14 protein-coding genes are annotated in these 20,543 nt (G+C 51.1%); 1 reads left to right on the forward strand and 13 read right to left on the reverse strand.

Going from position 1 to position 20,543, the window contains the following annotated elements:
- Positions 1 to 84: 84 nt before the first annotated feature.
- The 8 genes from ACN0TS_RS16325 to ACN0TS_RS16360 all read right to left on the reverse strand — a co-directional run bounded on the left by ACN0TS_RS16325 (position 85) and on the right by ACN0TS_RS16360 (position 13,461).
- Positions 85 to 801 carry a hypothetical protein gene (locus tag ACN0TS_RS16325; RefSeq protein ID WP_417260429.1) on the reverse strand — a complete coding sequence of 239 codons (717 nt, stop codon included), beginning with the start codon at positions 799 to 801 and terminating at the stop codon, positions 85 to 87.
- Complete coding sequence (locus ACN0TS_RS16330; RefSeq protein ID WP_417260430.1) at positions 756 to 3,890, reverse strand: HsdM family class I SAM-dependent methyltransferase; 3,135 nt, start codon at positions 3,888 to 3,890, stop codon at positions 756 to 758. The genes ACN0TS_RS16325 and ACN0TS_RS16330 overlap by 46 nt, the downstream gene beginning before the upstream one ends.
- Positions 3,887 to 4,183, reverse strand: coding sequence for a hypothetical protein (locus ACN0TS_RS16335; RefSeq protein ID WP_417260431.1), 297 nt, complete (start codon positions 4,181 to 4,183; stop codon positions 3,887 to 3,889). Before ACN0TS_RS16335 ends, ACN0TS_RS16330 begins: the two co-directional genes overlap by 4 nt.
- A 330-nt stretch (positions 4,184 to 4,513) precedes the next feature.
- The gene (locus ACN0TS_RS16340) at positions 4,514 to 5,356 is read right to left on the reverse strand and encodes a hypothetical protein (RefSeq protein WP_417260432.1); all 843 of its coding nucleotides are present in this window, start codon (positions 5,354 to 5,356) and stop codon (positions 4,514 to 4,516) included.
- Positions 5,357 to 6,910 (reverse strand): ATP-dependent nuclease, encoded by a 1,554-nt coding sequence (locus ACN0TS_RS16345; protein WP_417260433.1) that lies wholly within the window; start codon positions 6,908 to 6,910, stop codon positions 5,357 to 5,359.
- A 99-nt stretch (positions 6,911 to 7,009) separates the two neighbouring features.
- Positions 7,010 to 10,228 (reverse strand): type I restriction endonuclease subunit R, encoded by a 3,219-nt coding sequence (locus ACN0TS_RS16350; protein ID WP_417260434.1) that lies wholly within the window; start codon positions 10,226 to 10,228, stop codon positions 7,010 to 7,012.
- 3 nt (positions 10,229 to 10,231) lie between these two features.
- A complete protein-coding gene (locus ACN0TS_RS16355; RefSeq protein WP_417260435.1) occupies positions 10,232 to 11,458 on the reverse strand; it encodes a restriction endonuclease subunit S in 1,227 nt (408 codons plus the stop codon).
- Positions 11,455 to 13,461 (reverse strand): N-6 DNA methylase, encoded by a 2,007-nt coding sequence (locus tag ACN0TS_RS16360; protein ID WP_417260436.1) that lies wholly within the window; start codon positions 13,459 to 13,461, stop codon positions 11,455 to 11,457. Before ACN0TS_RS16360 ends, ACN0TS_RS16355 begins: the two co-directional genes overlap by 4 nt.
- Positions 13,462 to 13,971: 510 nt before the next feature.
- On the opposite strand from ACN0TS_RS16360, the gene ACN0TS_RS16365 reads away from it, so the two are divergent.
- Positions 13,972 to 15,588 carry a recombinase family protein gene (locus tag ACN0TS_RS16365; RefSeq protein WP_417260437.1) on the forward strand — a complete coding sequence of 539 codons (1,617 nt, stop codon included), beginning with the start codon at positions 13,972 to 13,974 and terminating at the stop codon, positions 15,586 to 15,588.
- A 153-nt stretch (positions 15,589 to 15,741) separates the two neighbouring features.
- Here the strand turns inward: ACN0TS_RS16365 and ACN0TS_RS16370 are convergent, their stop codons facing one another.
- From ACN0TS_RS16370 to ACN0TS_RS16390, 5 genes are all read right to left on the reverse strand, one after another.
- The gene (locus tag ACN0TS_RS16370) at positions 15,742 to 16,920 is read right to left on the reverse strand and encodes a hypothetical protein (RefSeq protein ID WP_417260438.1); all 1,179 of its coding nucleotides are present in this window, start codon (positions 16,918 to 16,920) and stop codon (positions 15,742 to 15,744) included.
- Positions 16,917 to 17,282: a hypothetical protein gene (locus ACN0TS_RS16375; RefSeq protein WP_417260439.1), complete on the reverse strand. Its 366-nt coding sequence runs from the start codon at positions 17,280 to 17,282 to the stop codon at positions 16,917 to 16,919. The genes ACN0TS_RS16370 and ACN0TS_RS16375 overlap by 4 nt, the downstream gene beginning before the upstream one ends.
- Positions 17,283 to 17,572: 290 nt before the next feature.
- Positions 17,573 to 17,665, reverse strand: coding sequence for a DUF4172 domain-containing protein (locus ACN0TS_RS16380; protein WP_417260440.1), 93 nt, complete (start codon positions 17,663 to 17,665; stop codon positions 17,573 to 17,575).
- A gap of 384 nt (positions 17,666 to 18,049) precedes the next feature.
- Positions 18,050 to 19,045, reverse strand: a complete 996-nt coding sequence (locus ACN0TS_RS16385) for an aldo/keto reductase (protein ID WP_417260441.1) — start codon at positions 19,043 to 19,045, stop codon at positions 18,050 to 18,052.
- A gap of 66 nt (positions 19,046 to 19,111) precedes the next feature.
- Entirely contained in the window at positions 19,112 to 20,521 is a 1,410-nt protein-coding gene (locus tag ACN0TS_RS16390; protein WP_417260442.1) for an MFS transporter, read from the reverse strand.
- Between the last annotated feature and the right edge of the window lie 22 nt (positions 20,522 to 20,543).

A 20,543-nucleotide genomic window follows, 5' to 3' on the forward strand; every position in this document is an offset into this window, starting at 1 on the left:
CGGTCACCGCACACCACTGGGCGATACGGATTTCTTCCGGCAATGGCTATATGGAGTACCGGGAAAGCACTCATGGCAAGACGATTAGGAAACGCTGGTTCTTGTTAAACCGGGATACTCTAGGATGAGGTGGTAGCAAGAAAAGGCGGCGGGATAAGCCTTACCGGCGGGCACTGTCCTCGAATGGTTGGAAACGCGGTTTTTTCTCGCCACCTGCCCAGGTACCGGATCGAGTGTGCAAGCGAGCTTTTGCGCAATCGTTACGAATGCATCGTCTGCATCGCCGTTCAGTAAATAGCCTAACATTGCGCCAGAGTTAGAGAATGGAGCGTAACGGCATGTCAGAAATTGGTTGGTGACGTCGGACACATAGCTTGCGACGGCATTCGGGGTTTTGAGAACCTTGGCTTCGATCGGCCACATAATTCGCTCGTTGCCCCTAAGAACGAAGGCAAGATCATATTCGGGCGGTTGTGCAGGTGGAGGCATCATTGTCTCGCGCTCGAAGGGACCATGCTGAATGTAGAAGGGCTCAAATCCTGACATCGAAGACCGCACGCGCGGTTCGAGCAACTGGGTAATACTCCTCTCCAAGTCACGCGAGTCAATCTGAGGCTTGTCAGCCTGCATACATGCATATGCAGTCCAGATGAAACCTAACAGTGCTTCCGTCGGATTCTGCATCCACGACTTGGCTTGGACGATGAAGTTTGGGTCCACGATTTTTGCCGATCGGATATCATCAACCTCCTTTATCAATGCAACGAGCCTTCCGGTGTTGTTTCGGTGGTCTGGGTCCATTGGAAGAGATCCAGCGCGACTTCGTCGCCATCCTGCAGAGCGGTACTTCGCGTCCAAAAACGCTTCTGGTCTGGCTTGACAACGAAAACTGTCGGCACCCCGTCTTCGACATCGTAGATGCGCACCACTCGTTGATTAAAAATGCCCCCTTGCGAGCGCATGCGCATGTCGAGCCGACGGAACTCATTGAGAAGTTCGTCAGAGTCCACTTTCTTAACACCGATGCTGTTAATCGACGGCCCCCCAAGCTCGAATGCGACTAGCCGGTAAGGGATGTACTCTTCTTCAACTTGGAAAATGGTTGCAGAAATTGATTTTTGCTCGCCAAAGCCTGCTTTCAAAACTCGGGTGAAAATCTCACAATAGGCCCGTAGATGTTCATCAGGATCTGCCCCCGCCGATAGTGTGGACTGGCGGCCAATGGACTGCTCGTTTCCGATGAAATCGCCCAAGGTATAGTCGATCATATCCTCGACCAGTATCCGCTCGGGCTCATTGAGCTGAAACAAGTCGAAGCTCAGTCGATCAATCGTCTCCGGCGTATCGAGTGTGTAGGTCCATTGCGCGTCGCTGTCCGGCACCGGCAGGCCGAGTAATTCTCCCTTGGATGGTTTGGGACGGTAAAGAAAACGACCGCTTGTTAGGAGTAGGACATAGACCGCGACCTTGCTGTTGAATACCAAACACGCGGCATTAAGCAATGCCTCTGAATCGCAGTGGATCGAATAATAGCTTTCGTTGCAAAGTATCCCTTCGCCATGCGCGCTTCGTGTCAGACGTGCGTTAAAGCGTCCTGAAGGCTTGGTCCAACTTTGCTTGACGATCAACTGCGGCGCGGCGAAGGAGGCAACGCTCGTAGATGCCCGCGAGTGAATCGGCGTATTTCCTATCTTTGGAAAATCGGCGACATCTAAATAGCGGGATGCGCCATCGGGAAAAGAAGTGTCGTTGAAGATGCGCCATTCGCTGAGAGCGGGGACGACTTTGGTGCGATCTCCGAACTTGATGCCTTGTTGACTCAGCATATCCGCCCTGCTTGAGAGCGAAGGGTAAGCTCGCAGCCGTTTGAGCAGAGTAATGTCGCGTTTGCTGCCCCACATTAGCTGCGTCCAAATCAATTGATTGCCGATAGCCTCAGCCACTGTTAGAGCACGCCGGTCATTGGGCTCGATCACAACTGTAAATTCGTCGACGAATGGTTTCAAATATCGCGGGCTGATATAGTCTATTGTGTCCTCAGCGGTAGGTGCCGCCTTGGTCAAAACAATTACACAAACCGGCGCCGCCGATGTTTTGGTGGTATGTGTCTTCCGCTTGAAGACCCTGAAGCGAAGTGCCGATAGATTATAAATGGTCTCCACCCGGTGAGAGCCCAGCAGCTTTTTTCGGAATTCGATTGCAGTCGGACTAATGTTGAACAGCAGGCTATTCGCCGACTGGATCAATGCGACCCGTCCGTCGCCCTTTGCTAGCTCGGCTGCCTTGACAACAAACAGGCCACCAATGTCATTGTTGGTGACCGGCCATTTGCGGCGCTCATCCGTAGCCCATTCGCGTGCGCCGTCAGTGATCACGCCGTCGCCCCACGGCGCGTTGCCAATGATCAAGTCGTAGGAATTCTCATCGCTCTCACAACTGAATCCCTTGTGGGCCTCGTTGAAGAAATCCGACTGGATCAGACGCACGTCGCGCATCGACGGGAAACTGACCTGTGTCCAGTAGTGCCGCGGCTCAATCTCGTCGCACATCGCGAGGTATAGACTAAAGCACGCGACACGCACTGCGTGCGGATCGATATCGACGCCAAAGATATTGCGCTCGAGGAGGCGCCGTAACACTTCGGCACGCACCGGCTGATCCGGATTCGCAGCTTTCCAGCGATGCACCAGCCGCTGGAAAGCCTTCACAAGGAAAATGCCGGAGCCGCAGGATGGATCGAGGATCTTCAAATCCCATGCCGCGCCATGCCAGGGCAGCACGCGATCGAGTACGAAGTCGACCATATGCGGCGGGGTATAAAAGATCCCATCCTGCGACGCACGTTTGGTTACGAAGGTCTCGTAAATACTGCTAATAAACTCTAGCGGGATCACGTCGAAGGCGTACTGCGGCCACAGACAGGCTTGTCTCGAGTGCATGTCGAGATCACCGCGTATAAACTCTGCGAGCAATTCAAGATGGTCCCGCGAAACGATGCTGCGTTCCTTGTTCCATCCGATGGCGCGAGCCTCAGCGGTATCCCCCTTGCCAGGAAAGAGGTCGCCATTAAACTTAGTGTTTAGCCAGTCGAACAACCTGTAGGTATCTTCGTAATTTGCAAGGACACTGCTGAACGACGAATGGCGCTCTTCGAGAACCTGATCTTTGTGAAGGCGGTGTAACTTGGCCTCAGTCAGTGCCGGATTGCCGTCTTGGTCTTTGCGATCGAAGAGGAACTGGACGAAGATAACCCTAGCAAGGAGATCGTGGCATACATCGTCATCGACCAACCCGCGCGCGGCAAGCTCGTCGCGGATATAGCGCATATTGCCGAGCAGCATCTGATCGGCGCGACCGTCTCGGTCGAACCGCCCCTTATGCATGGCGAAGAAATGACCGGAGATCAGGTTAACCCAGTGAAGCGCGCGCGCCGCACGTCTCTGCAAATCTGTCCCTTGATCTCCTGCAATTTCGCCGGCCGTGAGAGCCGTGACAAGATAGTCAGCGATTGGCCGATCCGGATCCGGCGCTTCGCAACAGCTCCATACCCGCAGCGTCGTTGGTTCAATAGTGATGAGCGTGGGCGAGTGCGAGAAGTTCCACGATAGACGCTGAAGCTCGCGCAGAGCATCGGCGCTTGGGCTTTGATCGAACTCAACGACAATCGCGAGAGGCGGCTCGGAAGTCACAGCGTCGGGATCCGCCATCAATACGCCAAGACGTGCATAGCGAAAATCGCGGGAAGATCCAAGGGAGCGCCCGATCTTGTCATGGACCAGCGACGCATAGACAGACGCCCCGGAACCCCGAGGATGGGTCACTTGCTTCGGCTCGGGCCATCCGAGCATCGCGTGCGCCATATCAAGCGTGATGGAGACGGATTGAGTCATGGCAGCAAATCAAGGCGACCTTGCTTGTCGCCTCCGAACTTGCCTGCAGCAGAAGCTCCCCGGGGCTTCTTTGCGCTTTTGGTCAAATTGAGACGCGAGAAGATTGGGTCGATTGGGATGCGGTTAGCCCGTAGCTCAGAGAGCAACGCGGCGATCACGGCCAAATGCGTCGGGACTTCACCGCGTTTCGCATTGTTCGATACAGAATTGGGACGCATGCCGACCAAATCGGCAAACTTGCGCACGCTCAAACCAGCCTTGCCGAGTTCCGATATAAACTCCTCATATGACAAGACTGCCTCACATTAATTGCACACATTTTAATTATCCGTAACACATTAAAATATGAGCGTCGAGGCTCAATGCTCCTGTTATGACCGAACTCTCTCAGCGTCAAGGATCATCGCGCGGTAAGCCAAGGTAATAAGATATGAACAGCCCCTAGATTTGTAGACACCTTGCCCCCTAAAAATGAGGACAAGGAGAAGATTATGAGCACCTCCCGATTTACCGAAGATTTCAAGATTGACGCGATCAAGCAGATTACCGAGCAGGGAGAAAGAGGCAAAAAACCTCTGGCTTCCCCGCAGGCATTAACAGATCTCATAAAGTCTATGAATCGTTCAGAATCTGTCAAACCCCACAGTACAAAACCAGTCAGATTCCGCGAGTGCTTCATACGTAGCCGTCTGCCAAGAATTAATACGATTCGCCCTGCGCGATTCCCCTTGAAACTCAAGCTCTGCTCGCACAGCACCGGCCCCACCAGAGTTGAAATGCCGCTGTAAATTTTTCCTAATATCAGTAATCTCGCGCGCGGCTTGGCTTGAATAAAGATTAGCGAGCTCCAACAGATCAAACTGGTGCACTATTCTAGCATTGAGGGTTTCATCCCACTCGCCTACTTCTAAGACATGAAAGATAAGTGCGGCAGGTGTCTGCTGGACAACATGCGCTCCGAGCCATTGTATTTCAGTCACATCATCAAAGTATGGATGTAGGACCGTATCGTTTTCGCTTGTTGGCTCGGCGTGCCACTTCAACTTATTGCAGTCAATACATGAGCCAACAAGGTTGATCGGCGTTACAGCAAATATTGGGTACAGTGTTTTTGGAAGAACATGATCCAGAGTAGAGACATTCCTATGATCACAAAATGGGCAGCGATCGCCCTCGGGCAAAAGCATGATCTGATCATAAATAGGGCGGCCCGGCTGACCTTTCTTTGCCATGCGCCCTTCATAAGTCTTAACCATCTCGCTACCTGGAACTAATCCTATAGGATCAATTTTTGGTATCAGGCACAGTTCGCTGTTCTCAGCTTTAGCTACGTAATCGTCGGCTGCTGTCTCTATGTTTGGGCGTATCGCTGTCAAACGGCGCCGGTTCTCAGGGTTTCTGACGCGGCTAATGCAAGTCGTAAATGTTTCGCCCGCATCAAAGTCAGGTTGTTCTACACGCCACATCTATTCGCCCTCGCCAGCATTTCGTGATGCAATCATGCTGCTAATTAGAGCACGCCCCTCAGCGCCAACTTGATTTTCAAACTTCTCTGTCACTTCTCTGATCTGCTGTTCGTCGTCCACGGAGTCAGCCAATAATCTGTGGAATCCAGAACGCGTAACTTCTAGGCCAAAAATTTCACTCGTTAGGAGACCAACATTTTCGGCAAAGGTCTCTATTCCAGGGCGGCTTGCTTCCGCTGCGTGACCATGTCTAACAATTTTCCAGACACACGATCGCGGAACTTCTTGAAGCACCACCGGGGAGTGTGTCGCAATGATTGCCACACCGTTTCGATTGATAAGCAGATCTGACAGGGCTCGAATAAAAGCAGCTAACAAAGGTGGGTGAAGGTGAGCTTCAGGTTCATCCATTAGAACAAGCGTTTTCTCCTCCACATGTTCAACAAGCTTGGTGATGGTAAGAAGCACAATTTTGTGACCTGAGCTTAAGCGTCGATATAGTTTGCCTGACGCCCGCCCGAAATCTTCTTTATCTACATCAGCAAGGCTGGCGACTTCGGCTTCGGCGAATAGTGGGTCTGCCTCAAGTGTCGTTAGCGCTTTGCGCCACCGTTCCGCCCGAACTCCACTCGTACAAAGTTTTGCGCTAGCCGAAAAATTCTTCGCAAGTTCTTCAGGATCACGGGTAGTCATAATCCATTCATTTTTATTATCTTTTATTCTTTTTCTCAGGCCGACATTAGTATACCTCACGCCCTCTGTAGCATTACGACGTTGGCGCAGAATTTTAAAGTCATCGAAAGCGCTAAATGAAATTGATAGAATGTTTGAGAATGGGCTTTCATGCGTTTCTTCAAATGTACTTAACTGACTGATAAACTGGCCATTCACATCTTGGCTACTATCTGGAGAGACTAGGGCCCGCGTCATTGCGTTTAGAAGGTATGTTTTCCCGACACCATTTCGTCCTATCAAAACGTGGATGTTCGTAGGGGGTAGTGATTCTGGTGTAACTTCGAAATCCAAACGAATTGACTCCACGCTCTCGTGCAAAGGAGTTGGACCTACATAACTAAAATTGTAGTCAGTCAGTTCGACACCGCCGCCAATAATGCGGCGAAATTGGCCTTCAATTGTTTTCCTGTTGACGGAACGTAGTAGCGATACACCCGTCACGTTTTCTTCAAGGGCTTGAATATAAAGCTCTTTGTCGGCAGATATGTCGTTGAGCGCTGCCAGGAACTCAGCGGCTGTTTTCTTTCCTAAGGACATTACCGCTGTATAATAATCGGCGTCCTGACCCAATGAAAAAAAGCGTTCATCCAGCTCGTTGAACACATCAGGTAGCTCTGGTCGGGCTTGTTTCTTACCCATATCGAACTGCCCGATTTTCACCGCCCCTATTTCGTGCTTTTCACCGTCAGCATCAAAAAAGGTTGCGCTGTATAGTGTTGAGTATTCAAACCAATCATTCCAATTGTCTGTCCAAAGGTATCCGATGGACGCACCCTCACTAGGTACATGGCTATTATTTGGAATGACATGAAATCTCATGGCAGCCTGCGTAATATGTTGTTGAAATCAAACCTCGAAAGACTTCGATGGCTTATAGCTGGACCCCGAAAACAATAAAAATTATCGATGTCTATCCAATTAGATCGCTGCATAATCCCCACCTTTTTCTACGGTAGAGGAACGTTGCCTTTCAAAAAAACTAAACAACACATCGGTTTTGATGCCGAGGTCTGCTTCGTCATATTGCTCCACCGGCAACCCCGTCCGATCATCATAGAGAAAATCATAGATCGACTGGCGGAAGCGGTCACGGGTTGAGACCTTAGAGAAGATGTCCTGCACGTCCCGCATCTGCTTTTCGAGCTCTTTCAAAAGCGACACAGCGACAGACTTGATCTTCTTGATTTCGGCCTTTGAAAGGTCGGGCTTAAGCAGCATATCGAAAACCGCGAGCTGCTCCTCGCTCTCAAGACCTTCTTTGACGTGGCGCTGTTGCTCCTCACTCATCTCGGCTGTGAGCTTCATAAGAGCTTCAAACGTCGCCTCAATGGTGTTTTTATCTTTTTCCTTGTTGTAGTCGCGAACGATCTCGTCAAAGCGTTCCTGAAAATCAACACGCAGCGGATTTTGCATCAGCATCTTACGCAGCCGATCTTCAACAACCGTTTTCATATCCTGAACATCTGAACGCTTGCTCTCACTCTTCGCGAACTCTTTGCGCAGCAGATCGAAATTGATCTTCGAGATATCGAAGACCTTGTCATCCGATTCTGTGTCGGCCTTGACGTCGATTGCCTCACTGACAATCGCATTCAGCTTCTGGATGATTTCCGAGGTATCGGCTTTGTCCCGATCTTCCTGCAATGTCTTGTAGAGGAAATTGATTGCCTCGCAGTCGCTGCGATAGTCCTGCACGCCCTTGAAGGTCAGGCAAGCTTTGTATTTTCGAAAGACAGAACGAGCGGAAATTTCGAACTTCTTGCGGCTCTCATCGTCCACATTCACCGCTTCTTTCGCATCGACCAGCGCCTTGTTCTTGGCGAAGCCGGTTGCGGTCTTAAGTGTTGCGAGTTCGAAGCCATTGTCATGGAGATGCTGGCGGACAAATTCTATGGTCTCAGACAGCTCATCCAGCAGCTCTTCCTCTGGATGGAGCGGATCGGTTTCCGGCCCTTCGCCGTCAAATCCAACTTCTCCCGTGTGGCCAGCGAAGGTCGCCAGTGCCTTTCTAAGGTTCTTGAGGATACCGCAATAGTCGACGATCAAACCGTTATTCTTGCCCTCTTTGACACGGTTCGCGCGCGCGATGGCTTGCATCAGCGTATGCGCCTGAAGGGGCTTGTCGAGGTAAAGCGTCGAGAGTGATGGCACATCAAAACCGGTCAGCCACATGGCGCACACGATCACCACACGAAACGGATTCTCTTCTCGCTTGAAGGCGGTTTCAACGTCCAACCGCTTCCCGTCTTCCAGCAAGAAGCCGTCCTTGATCAGCTTACGATGCGGGCCAATATCGAGATCCCACTTGCGGAACCTATCCACTTCGCCCTGTTCATCACTGACAACAACGGCGATTTCGGTTTCCCGCATCCACGCGATCTGGCGCTCCCGAACTGCCTGGTCCTGGTCGTCACGGGCGTCTTTCTGCTCAGCTTCCAGCGCAGCAATCCGCGCGTCCCAGGCTTCCTTGATAAAGCCATGCATACGGACGGCGGTGATCTTATCAATCGCCACAAACATCGCTTTACCCGTTTCCCAATTGGTCGAGTAATGCGTCGCGAAGTCCTCCGCGATATGGCGTAGGCGTTTCTCTGCCGTGATGACGTGGTATTCGCGCTTCAATTCATTTTCGAGCTTGGCCGCGACATCGGCATCTTCAATCTCCGCTTCTTCAATCGCTGCGGAAAGCTTCTCGTTCAATCCCTCCGCTGATAGGCCGAGCTTGTCCCCCCGCGCATCGTAATAAAGCGGCAGGGTGGCGTTATCTTCAATCGCCCGTTGGAAGTCGTAGGTCGAGACATAGCCGCCAAAGACACGCTGGGTTATTTCATCGCTGGTGAAGAGCGGTGTCCCGGTAAACCCGATATAGCTGGCGTTCGGCAATGCATCGCGCATGTTCATCGCGAGCGTCCCGTACTGGGTACGGTGCGCCTCATCAGTCATGACAATGATATTGTCGCGAGCCGAGTACTCGTGTCCGTCTTCGATTTCCTGATTGAACTTCTGCACGAGCGAAAAGACAAAGGCCTTTTGCTCACCCAAAAGCTTTTTAAGCTCCGCTCCGTTATCGGCGCGGCAAGGGTCCTTGTCGTTGTTGACCAGTCCAACCCCGGCAAAGGTCTTGTAAATCTGGTTGTCCAGATCTGTTCGGTCGGTCAGCACAAGGAAGGTGAAATCACCTCCGAGTTTTCGGCGTACCTTCTGCGCAAAAAGCGCCATAGAATAGGACTTACCCGAGCCTTGCGTGTGCCAGAACACGCCGAGCTTCCCGTCGCGCTCTTTGCGATTGATCACAGACTGTAACGCACGGTTGACGCCAAGATATTGATGGTTCCGAGCAACGATCTTGGCGAGCTTGCCGGTGCTTTCATCGAACAAGATGAAGTTCTCGAAAATGTCGAGGAAGTTTGCCCGCGTGCAGATCCCCTTGATCAGGGTCTCCATCTGCACCACGCCCTTGTCGCCCTCGGCCAGACGTTTCCAATCACTGAAATGCTCGTACTTGGCAGAGATGGAGCCCATTTTGGCTTCCACCCCGTTTCCAAGCACCACAAAGGCGTTGAAGTGAAAAAGCTGCGGGATCGTGTCCATATAATCGCGGAAATTGTCGTCATAGGCACGGCGCAGCGATTTGTCGGGGCGTTTCAGCTCCACGAACATCAAGGGCAGGCCGTTAACGAAACCAATGATATCAGGTCGGCGACGGTGCCCGTTGGGACCGCTCACCCACATCTCGCGGACGCAAAGAAAATTGTTGTTGTCGGGGTTGGTGTAATCAAACACCTTCAGGCGGCTTTTCTTGATCTCGCCGTTCTTTTTGTAACTCGCCAATACGCCATCGCGGATCAGCTCATACTTCTCGCGGTTGGTCTGAACGACGGATTGGAAAGCGAGTGTGTCGGTGACTTGGCGCAATGCGCTTTGATAGGCCTCATCGGGCAATCCCGGATTGAGGCGAACCAATGCTTCGCCCAGATGACGGGTGAGAACGACATCCCGATCAGATTTGCGCCCCAACGTTCCTTCGAGCCCGAAGGTCTCAGTATTGAAAGCAAACACACTGTCCCAGCCAAGTTCCTGCTCCAGGTACTCCGCCAGTGTTTGTTGTGCCAATCTGTCTTCGGTGTAATCGTTCACTAGCTAGACTTCCAACCTCCCATCCATCAAACGGGGGAGAAGAAGGTCGCGAGCCTGAGCAAGAGCTTCCATCTGCTTTTTTAAGCGACGAACCTGATCCAAGATAGGACGGACTCTCTCGTCAAAATCCACAAGCAACTCGTTAGTTGGGATTGTGGCAGGGAGCGCTCTGAATTTGCTTTTGCTAATTTCCGCGTATGTGGAACCGCCAGCATGCGCCCGAATTTCTTCAACGCGATGTATCAGATTAAATAGTAAATAGTACCGCAGTACTTCCTCATGGGGAATTATATTGATGAAGCCTTGATTAGTACAGACCTCACGATCAATGATTCCAAAAAAACCAACTGACGCGCGACTCGTCATTAAAATTGTGTAAGCGGGCACAAGCTTGGCTGAAGACTTTTTCAAGCCCGCTTGACTGATCTTTTTCTCTCCATCCAATAATGCGAGACAGTTATTTCTAGTGATATCAGTTGGAGTAATCCAAGTAACATCAGCGTCAGCCCAATATTCTGGGACTTTGGTGGATGGTGTGCCGCCACCGATAGTATCGCAAACGTCCGCAAAGATTTTTTGTTCCCACCCCTCCGGTACGCCATCGATGATTTTGACGTGTTCGTGGCCGGGGAAGCGGAAATGGACGAACCATTCGCGATACAAAAGCCGCGCCGCTTCCTCCAACAACGCAATCCGCCGCCGGTTATTTTCAATCAGATCGTCATATGCGGTCAGAGTAGCCGCAATCTTCTTCTGTTCATCAACAGAAGGCAGAGAGACATTAACGCGATAGATTCGCTCAGGAGCTGTATGGCGGACCTTTGTACCAGTCGCACTTCCGTTGACCTGCCCCCGAACACCTCGTGTGTTAAATAAGTAATAGAGAAATTTCCTATCCGCTTTTGTTTCATCGATCTGATTTATGAGACCGATACGCTGATTGTGCAGATAACGTGCACCTTCGGGAATAACAGCCGAGCTTCCCAACAACCCTGGGCCTTGCTCAGTCATGGCGATGACGACATCACCTTCATTTAATATGTATCCGTTTGGGATTTCACCGCTATAGGAACGGTCTTTTCCCATACGAGATCGAAAGCCGCCACTTTCGAAGAAATTACCAGGTGTCAGGACAACGTATGGTCCTTCATCCTCAAAATGTGCACTCTTAAATGCAAAGCCATGCTTCACACGTAAGACGTCTCCCAGAGTGCATTCAGCCCAACTCATATAACCAACTCTTCGAAGTTCTTTTTGATGGTAGCCGCTAGCTCAACCGCCTCAGTATTCAACCCTTCAATTTCGATGTGAATGTCGCTGAGCGCTTCCTCGAAATCGAACTCTTCGTCCTCTTCCTCCGGTGCGACGCCAACATACCGCCCCGGTGTCAAGCTCCAGTCATTGGCTTTCAGCTCATCGCGGCTGACGAGCTTGACCAGCCCTTCCACATCGCAGAGCTCTGCATCAGGAAAACGCGTTTGCAGCCATTCGGCCTGGGTGTGAAAGTACCGCGCCATCTTCAGGTGCTCGGTCACCTCATGACGCGCGACATCAAGCTCATTCAGGCGCTTTTTACCCTCCGCCGGTTTGGTGCCATCTTGCACTTCCTGCTCATGCACGCGGGTAGCCAGCTTGTAGAAATGGTCAATTTCCTTGGCCAAGGCCTTGGCCTGATCTGCCAAAGGCTCGAATGCAGTGGCTGAATCTTTCAGTCCCGCATTATCCTGCGCGACATCATCCCAATGCTCCGCCTTGACTGTTTTCGCCTTCTCGGCCAGCAGGTCTATGTCGGCTTCGATGGTTTCGGCCAGCGCATCGAGTTCGTCGTTCTTATGCGCGGTGGTGACCGCATCAATCGCCTTGACGAGGCCTGAAAAATCGCAGGCCTGCATTTGGGTGTAGGCTGTTTCCAGATAGCTTTCGACAAGTCCAAGGAAACGATCCGTCTGGCCGCGATAAAGCCAAACGATGGCGGTTATGTTCTGCTGCTGCTCCGGCGTGAAATCGAAAATCTTGCGCGTCACCTTGCGGTAGATATTCCGCGCATCGATCATCAGCACCTTGTCTTTGAGGTGTTCCGGCTTGCCCTTGTCAAAGAACCACAGCTCACACGGCACGGCACGCGTATAGAAGAAATTGCCGCGAATGGCGACCATCACATCGACATCGCCGGTTTTGATCAGCGCTTCACGAACCTTGGCTTCACCGCCTCCGGCAGAAGACGCCTGCGAGGACATTACAACGCCGGAGCGCCCGGTCGGTGACAGATATGAATGGAAGAACGACATCCAGACATAGTTGCCGTTGGAAACCTTGCCGCCCTTGTTCACACCCGGCAGGCCAAATTCCAGACGCGGATCATTCTTGATTTTTTCGGCGTCGATTTCATCCACGTTGAATGGTGGATTGGCCATCACGAAGTCGGCCTTACCGACCATGTCGTGCGGGTCTTCGTAATAGGAAATCGCCTTTTGAATATCGCCTTCCAGGCCATGAACAGCGAGGTTCATTTTCGCCAGTCGAATGGTCGTCGGGTTTTTCTCCATCCCGTAAAAGGTCACGCGGTCGCTTGGGTTCGCCTCCATCTTTTCAATGAAATGCGCCGACTGCACGAACATCCCGCCCGACCCACAAGCCGGATCGATGATTTTGCCGTGATCAGGCTCGATCACATTGACGAGGGTTTGAACAATGGAAACCGGCGTGAAAAACTCGCCGCCGTCATGGGCCTTCTGATCGGCAAACTGGGTCAGGAAGTACTCATAGATTTTGCCGAATACATCGCCGTCCGCTTTATCAAGCGCTGGGTCGCTGAAGGTCCGTAGAAGCTGGCCGAGATCTTCATCTCCCAGTTCCTGGTATTCCGCTTTCGGCAAAGCTCCGTCTAGGGAAACATAGTCGGCCTCAATGCTTTCCATTGCCGCAATAATCGCACCAGCTCTGTCGCCACCGTCAGGGATAGCGACAAGCTGATCAAATTGAGCGTCAGGCCTCAGGAAAATCGAACCGCGCTGCGAGAAGTCTTCTTTCGTCAGTGGCCGGGTGACACCACCACGGGACGGGAGCGTGGCTTTTATCTCATCTTGGACACGAAGGAACCGGCTATAGGCGTGGCGCAGAAAAATTAACCCCATAACGGGCAGAAAATATTCGTTGCTCGCGAAGTTCGAGTTTGCACGAAGATGGTCTGCTACAGACCAAAGCCGCTTTTCGATTTCACCGATATGTTCCATTTAGACCTTTGTATTTTCTTTCTCGGTCAAGGCTATCCGCCTAACGACCACCATTTATAAGTGACTTGCAGCGCAACCAGATCGACCAGTTCATGTCTGACAGCCCACGCCTGAGCACCAAGAAATCATTCTAATTCAGTTGCTCAATACTCTCAGCGAAACCTTACATGCAACAGATCTAGTGGCACATCTGGCATTATCGTTTTTCTTTTCCGTTGAGCATGGCACCGCCATGCGAATAAGCAGGAAGCCCGTTTGGGCTGTTTGGTGGGCCCACCAAACCTATCCTGCCCCCAGCACGACAGGGTAAAGTTGTGCAATCTTAGGCACAGAGTGGCACAAACTGGCAATCTCCGTCAATCTCTGGCAATCTTTGGCACTTTCTGACAATGCATTGTAACTGTTATATTTTTATAAATACCTACCCTTAAGAGAACATGCGTTTTTTGCCTTGCACATGAGTCATTCCGACAGGTAATCAATCTGATCCAACCTTCGAGGACACAATCAGTGCATGTAGCAATCTACGCCCGCCACTCCACCGATAAACAGGGAACAAGCACCCAGGACCAGATCCGGCGCTGTCAGGAATTTTGCCAAGGCAAAAGCTACAGCATTGCAGAGATCTATCGTGACGAGGCGATTTCAGGATCCCACATCGTAAACCGCCCAGGTCTTAGCGCACTGCTAATCGGGGCTTTCAATGGGAGGTTCGACCTTGTTGTCGCAGAGGACTTGAGCCGCATCAGCCGCGATCAAGCTGACACAGCCAACTTCTTTAAGAGAATGCTGTTTCTGGGCGTGCCCGTTGAGACAGTCAGTGAAGGCCTTATCAACGAATTGCATATCGGCCTCAAAAGCACGATGAATGCGCTCTACCTCAAAGACCTTGCCGACAAAACACACAGAGGCGTCATTGCCGCTGTTCTTCGCGGCGGCGTCCCCGGCGGCAAGCTCTATGGCTACGATTTGGTCCATGCGCTAGATGAATTCGGCGAACCCATACGCGGCAAACGAACGATTAACCAGGAACAAGCGGCCATTATCCGCGAGATTTTTGAATATTATGCTGAAGGCCGGAAACTGAAGCATATATGCGATGATTTGAACCGGCGCGGTATTGATTCTCCCAAAGGCGGCAAATGGGCTCCGTCCAGCCTGGTTGGCTCGTTTGTCCGCCAGACGGGCATGTTACGCCAAACGCTTTATAACGGCGTCGTCACCTTCAACAAAATGCAATACCGCAAACACCCCGAGAGTGGTCGACGTGTATCAATCATCCGCCCGGAAAAAGAATGGATATCAGTCCCGATCCCGGAACTGGCCATTATCGATGAAGAAGTGTTTGCCAAGGTGCAAAAAGCCCTCGATGAGCGCTCCAGCAAACACATGCAAAGAAAGCTCGGACCCAAGGTCATAACCGAAGCGGAAAAACGGGAAATCTCAATCCGGCGCTCAAAAGAATGGCGGCGCAGTCAGGCAATCACGCCCAAAAGGGCCAATGCTGTCTTTAGTGGTAAGCTTTACTGTGGCAAGCATGGCCACAAGATCGTGGCAACCTATGCAAAGCACTATTCCTGCCCGGTAAAAGGCTGTCCGAACCGCAGCCTGAATTATGATCAGATATTGGCAATGGTCCTGGAAGCCATCAGCACGCTTGACCAGGCTACCATCCGCCAGCATTTCGACAGCGGAGAAATGGCCAGAACCAGAAAGCATCACGAACAGGAAATCGACCGACTGAAAAGGGAACTGGAAACACTACGCGCCAGCGTCAACAAGGTTATTGACGCTCTTGGACCGGATGCACGCTCTCACGAAATCCGTGCTTTTTTTGACGACAAGTCAGAGCAGATCCACAGAACCAAGCTCGATATCTCCCGTCATCAGCGTGAGCTGGGGGAAACAACCATCCCTAAAAGTCTGGATCGCATTATTCAAAAACACAACAATTTAGTGCCCAGACTGCGCGTATGGTCAAGAGATCCAGAAGCAGTTGTTCCATTACGGCACATCATCGAGAAACTGACGATCGAAACCATCTGGGACGACGAAAACCAAATTTGGCATCGCGAGTGCAAAGCCGCCTTTGATTTTACGGCACTAATCGCAGCAGCAAAAAGTTAATTCTCTGGATTGCTATGCCACAGATAAATAACCGGCATAATTTTGCCGGTTATTTATCTACTTGATGCTCGTTATTTGGAAAACATGGTGATGTCATTTCATCGACGCGAAGGCACGAACCATTCCGCAAAACCTACTGCCTTCGACGTTCATCTATCCCATTACCAGCGACGTCCAGTCTGGAAAGCAACCGCGTTCCAAAAGTGCTTTGATCACCCTTGAGACAAGTGTATCCGCTGCATCGAGGTCTACTTTCGCAACACTCGAGAGTTTGCCCAAATGAACCGCTTGCGAGCGAGCATGATAGAGGGCCTTCATCTCATCGAAAATGCTTCGCCGTTCATTGGAAGTGCTGCCGATCAGCCATCCAGCTCTGGTGCTTATTTTATAGGTGATCTCAGTATTACTGGAACTGTGGTCATGCATCAGAAGAATTTCAGCCGCAATACCAAGTTCAAGCGATCTGTCAATTGGGCTGTCTGCCAAACGCGACCGTCCCAATCTATTGATTGCGCGAATCATAATCTCTTTGTCGGGAAATGATACGATACCAGAATAGGCGTTCTGTATATCAGTACCTTTTACAACAGAGCATTCAAATCCTTCAATGTCTGACGATGCAGGAGGCTCAACGAATAAACCAAGATACTTTGGAACCTGCAAAGAACTATGAATTTCCACGGGGCCTGAACTTGCGACCACGCAGGCTAAACGCACATTCTCCCGAACCGATTGACGAGCATTCAAATCTGGAGAAGCATGATGGCCTTCCATCTCGCCTGGAGGATTAGGGTGGAAGGCTGGAGCCGCAAAATAATCCTGTTTTAACAAGCTCGTGCCAAAAAACGAGAACAACTTTGGAAAGTGGCTATAGAATAATGCCCGGTCAATTGTTTCTGTCGGCATTGCTTCGATGCAAACGCCCTTATCAAGCATCGTGGTCTCGTCAATCTGAACACCAAGTACAGGCGATGTTTCAATATAGACAGCGCTATTTCGGTCGGCTTCGTCCACAAATGAATTAACAATATTTTCTGGCGATAACTTCTTAACGAGACAGGTAACTGCCCAATCGCCTAAGCGGCTCATAGCGTCGAAATTGTCGCCATTACACCGTAGTGTTTGCGCATGTTTGTATGTAGCGAATGGCTCGACCATACTTAGAGCAGCTGCTAGACGACTTTTGGTTTCGTCACGCCACATCGCAAAATCTTTGGTTCGATGAATGTTTCCTAATTCATTGGCTGCCTGCTTAAGCAATGAAATTGCTTCGCTATAAAGCTCGCCAGTATCAATGCCAATCTCGTTATTTGGAAAAGTGGGATCTGTCATTGTCCACCCTTACCAAGCCATTCAGAAAGAGCCGAGGGGTTAATGTCAGGGTTCTTCATCCGGCCTTCCTCAATCAAGATAGAGATTGGTTTTCCAAGCCTGTCCTGAATTGTTTCCGCTGATACGGGACGATCATCAATAATGTCCCGCTCAGCATCTAATTGATCCGCGATAAAGTCCGTGTCGCCGTCAAAGCGGGTTAAAGCCGTCCATTCGCGCACAGCCTCTTCAGTGCTGTCGAAAATGGCCCCACCTAAAGTTACCGGGACGTCGTGAACACGGTCGAAAAAAACGAACTGAATACCCATCGGTGTTTGTTGCGTCATGTGGGTCTCGTTATCTGGAAAATTCTGATCTGTCATTTTGTGGCCCCAGTGGGACTGATAGAAGGGTGAAACACCCCAAGCTTGAGATTGTGGCTCATCCGAATGAAGTCACGTGTGGATTGACGCATAAATCCAGAAACTAACAATACAGTTACCAGTGCAATCTCGAAGTTTGCGACATATTTTCCTAGATGGCATCGAAGTATAAATTCAGAATTTACTCGCCCTCAATCGCAAAAGAAGCAACAATGTTCTCAGTAAGTGCTTTGGTGGTTAACGCTCGGGTGCCGTTCAGCGAGTTGACCAATCCGGCCACGTATCCCTGTTTATGATAAACAGAAGGTAAGCAAGCTTGGAGTCTGCTGCCTATCCCAAGTGAAGTTGGGCCAGTCGCTGTGCTGCCAGTTCCATTTGCCCATCACAAGACTCCCTCGTGAGCCGATTAATCACCATATTCGGCTCATATAATGACGTGAATAAATTTCACGGAAGAGGCAAAACCTACAACAACTCGCGATTTTGGCAAAAAATAACCCCCCAAGAGGCGCATCACTGAGCTCCTAAGAACTGCAGGCTAAGCGTGGGGGGTGTTGTTAGTCACAATAGTACTGCAGCCTGATATCTCTATGCAACAAATCTCGCTCATTAACCAAGAACAGTGAGGTTTCTTAGAAACAACAAGAAATTAATCAGCCAACTTTTGCGCCATCTGTCACTACAGCCAACAAATACGTTTCACCAAAAGCGGGAAATAAATAGCACTAATCAAGGCTTACTGAACTGCATTTGGACAAAGATGTTCTTCAAAGCCCTGACATTTTTAGTACCGCTTCAGGTAAACGTTCCCCAACAATCTCGATGCTCGCGAGTTCTTGCGCAATCTCGTCAATGTCGGCATCGCTTAGTTCCAGATCAATAGCACCCAGGTTTTCATCAAGACGGTGGGCTTTAGTGGTGCCAGGAATAGGCACAATCCAGGGTTTTTGCGCCATCAGCCAGGCAAGGGCGATCTGAGCAGGAGTTGCGTTCTTGCGCGAGGCAATGACTTTGACCAGTTCCACCAGTTTCATATTGGCCAGGCGGGCCTCAACGCTAAAGCGCGGGACAAGATTGCGGAAATCGTCTTCGGCAAATTTTGTGCTGGCGTCGATCTGTCCGGTCAGAAAACCGGCGCCCAGCGGGCTAAAGGGAACAAAGCCGATATCGAGCTCTTCAAGCACCGGTAACAGTTCGGTTTCAGGCCCCCGCCAGAACAGGGAATATTCACTTTGAACCGCCGCAACCGGCTGTACGGCATGCGCCCGGCGAATGGTGTTGATACCCGCCTCGGACAGACCGAAATGCTTGACCTTGCCTTCGGCAATCAGGTCACGCACCGTCCCTGCAACGTCTTCGATCGGGACATCAGGATCGACACGGTGCTGATAGAGTAAATCAATCCGATCAGTTTTCAGGCGTTTAAGAGCCGCCTCGGTTACCGCCCGAATATGTTCGGGACGACTGTTGGTTCCGCCACTGTTGCGTTCTCCGGTTTCAAGATTGATATCGAAGCCGAACTTGGTCGCAATTACGACCTGATCACGGATAGGGACAAGTGCCTCGCCCAGAAGGAGTTCATTGGCAAAAGGCCCATAAGCCTCAGCCGTATCAAACAGCGTAACGCCCTTGTCATGCGCGTAGCGGATCAGCTTAACCATTTCGGTCGTGTCAGACGCAGGACCATACAGTCCGCTCATGCTCATGCAACCAAGCCCAAGTGCCGAAACTTCGAGTTCCTTGCCTAGTTTGCGATATTTCATGTTCATCTCCGATTTTGATGTTCGAAAGAGTGTCAGTTGTGGTTCATTTCGTGAGGGGCATGGAATTCAGGCCGATGTTTTGATCGACCGACTACCTTCAGGGGAACGGATGATCAAAAGAGAGACAACGAGCAAGGCCGCACCCAGCATGACCGTCCCGGCCGTCATCGCATTGGTCACCCGATGGGTCAGAAGGGCGATACCGGCGAAGGCATCGGCGTTAAAGCTTGCTGCTGCAACCAGCACACCCAGTCCAAGCGAGCTGCCCAGTTGATGAGCTACATTGACTAGCCCAGAGGCAGCGCCAGCATCCTCGGTGGCAACATTTGAAATACCCGAAGTCGTCAGCGGACCAAGCGCGCCACCCTGTCCGATACCGATCAGCAACATCGGTAAGGCCAAACCACCAAGATAGGTTGTCGACGATGTCAGTTGAGTCAGCCAGCCGACGCCGAGCATGCCAAGCAGGATACTGCCGGCAAGAACCGGTCCCTGACCAATTTTGCGCATCAACCGGGGCGCCATCAGTGCAGAAACAAAATTGACGACCATTGCTGGTAAAAATGCCAGCCCTGTCATGGCCGGGCTGTAATGGCCTACTGACTGCATGAACTGGGTGGCAAAGAAAAAGAAGCCTACATTCGCGCCAAGAAACAACATGCGTGCGAGATAAGCACCACTGCGTTCCCGACTGGCAAATAGCCGAAGTGGCATGATCGGTTGACGCGCCCGCCATTCGGCAAAGACAAAGGCAATCAACAAGACAATACCTGCCAGAAGCGAGATGTCCGTCACATCGTTCTGCCAGCCGGTTTCCGCCGCATTTACAAACCCGAAAACCAGTGCCGTCATCGCTGCCATAGAAAGAATGGCTCCGGCGATATCAAATGTTCCCGAGCGGCGTTCTGTTTCCTCGACATTTTTACGTGTTGCGATGATCAGGGCAGCCGCAATCGGCAAATTGATGAAAAATCCGACCCGCCAAGACAGCCATTCGGCAAGGATGCCGCCCAACACCAAACCGATACTTGCCGAAATACCGGCAGCCGATGCGTAATAGGAAATTGCACGGGTTCTTTCTGGTCCTGCCGGGAAGTTGGTTTGCAAAAGAGCAAGCGTTGACGGGGCGAGAATGGCCGATCCAATCCCCTGAATAGCGCGTGCAGAAATCAGCCAAACGGGCGCCTGCGCAAAACCGATCAGTACAGAGGAAATGGCAAAAATCCCAAGTCCAATAATGAACATGCGCCGACGTCCCAAAATGTCGCCTGCTCGTGCCCCCAGCAAGAGGAAGCCCCCGAAGGTCAAGGTATAGGCGCTTGAAACCCATGACAGGCCGGCGTCCGTGAACCCTAGGTCGGTATGGATTTTCGGCAACCCGGTAATCACAATCGAGATATCAAGAACGATCATGACGTAACTAACAAGAATGATCGCCAGGATCGCCGAGCGACGTGTTGAACTATCTTTGGTCATTGGCTCTCTCAACGAGAAGGCA

It is taken from the genome of Celeribacter sp. (assembly GCF_048266405.1).
Taxonomy (GTDB): domain Bacteria; phylum Pseudomonadota; class Alphaproteobacteria; order Rhodobacterales; family Rhodobacteraceae; genus Celeribacter.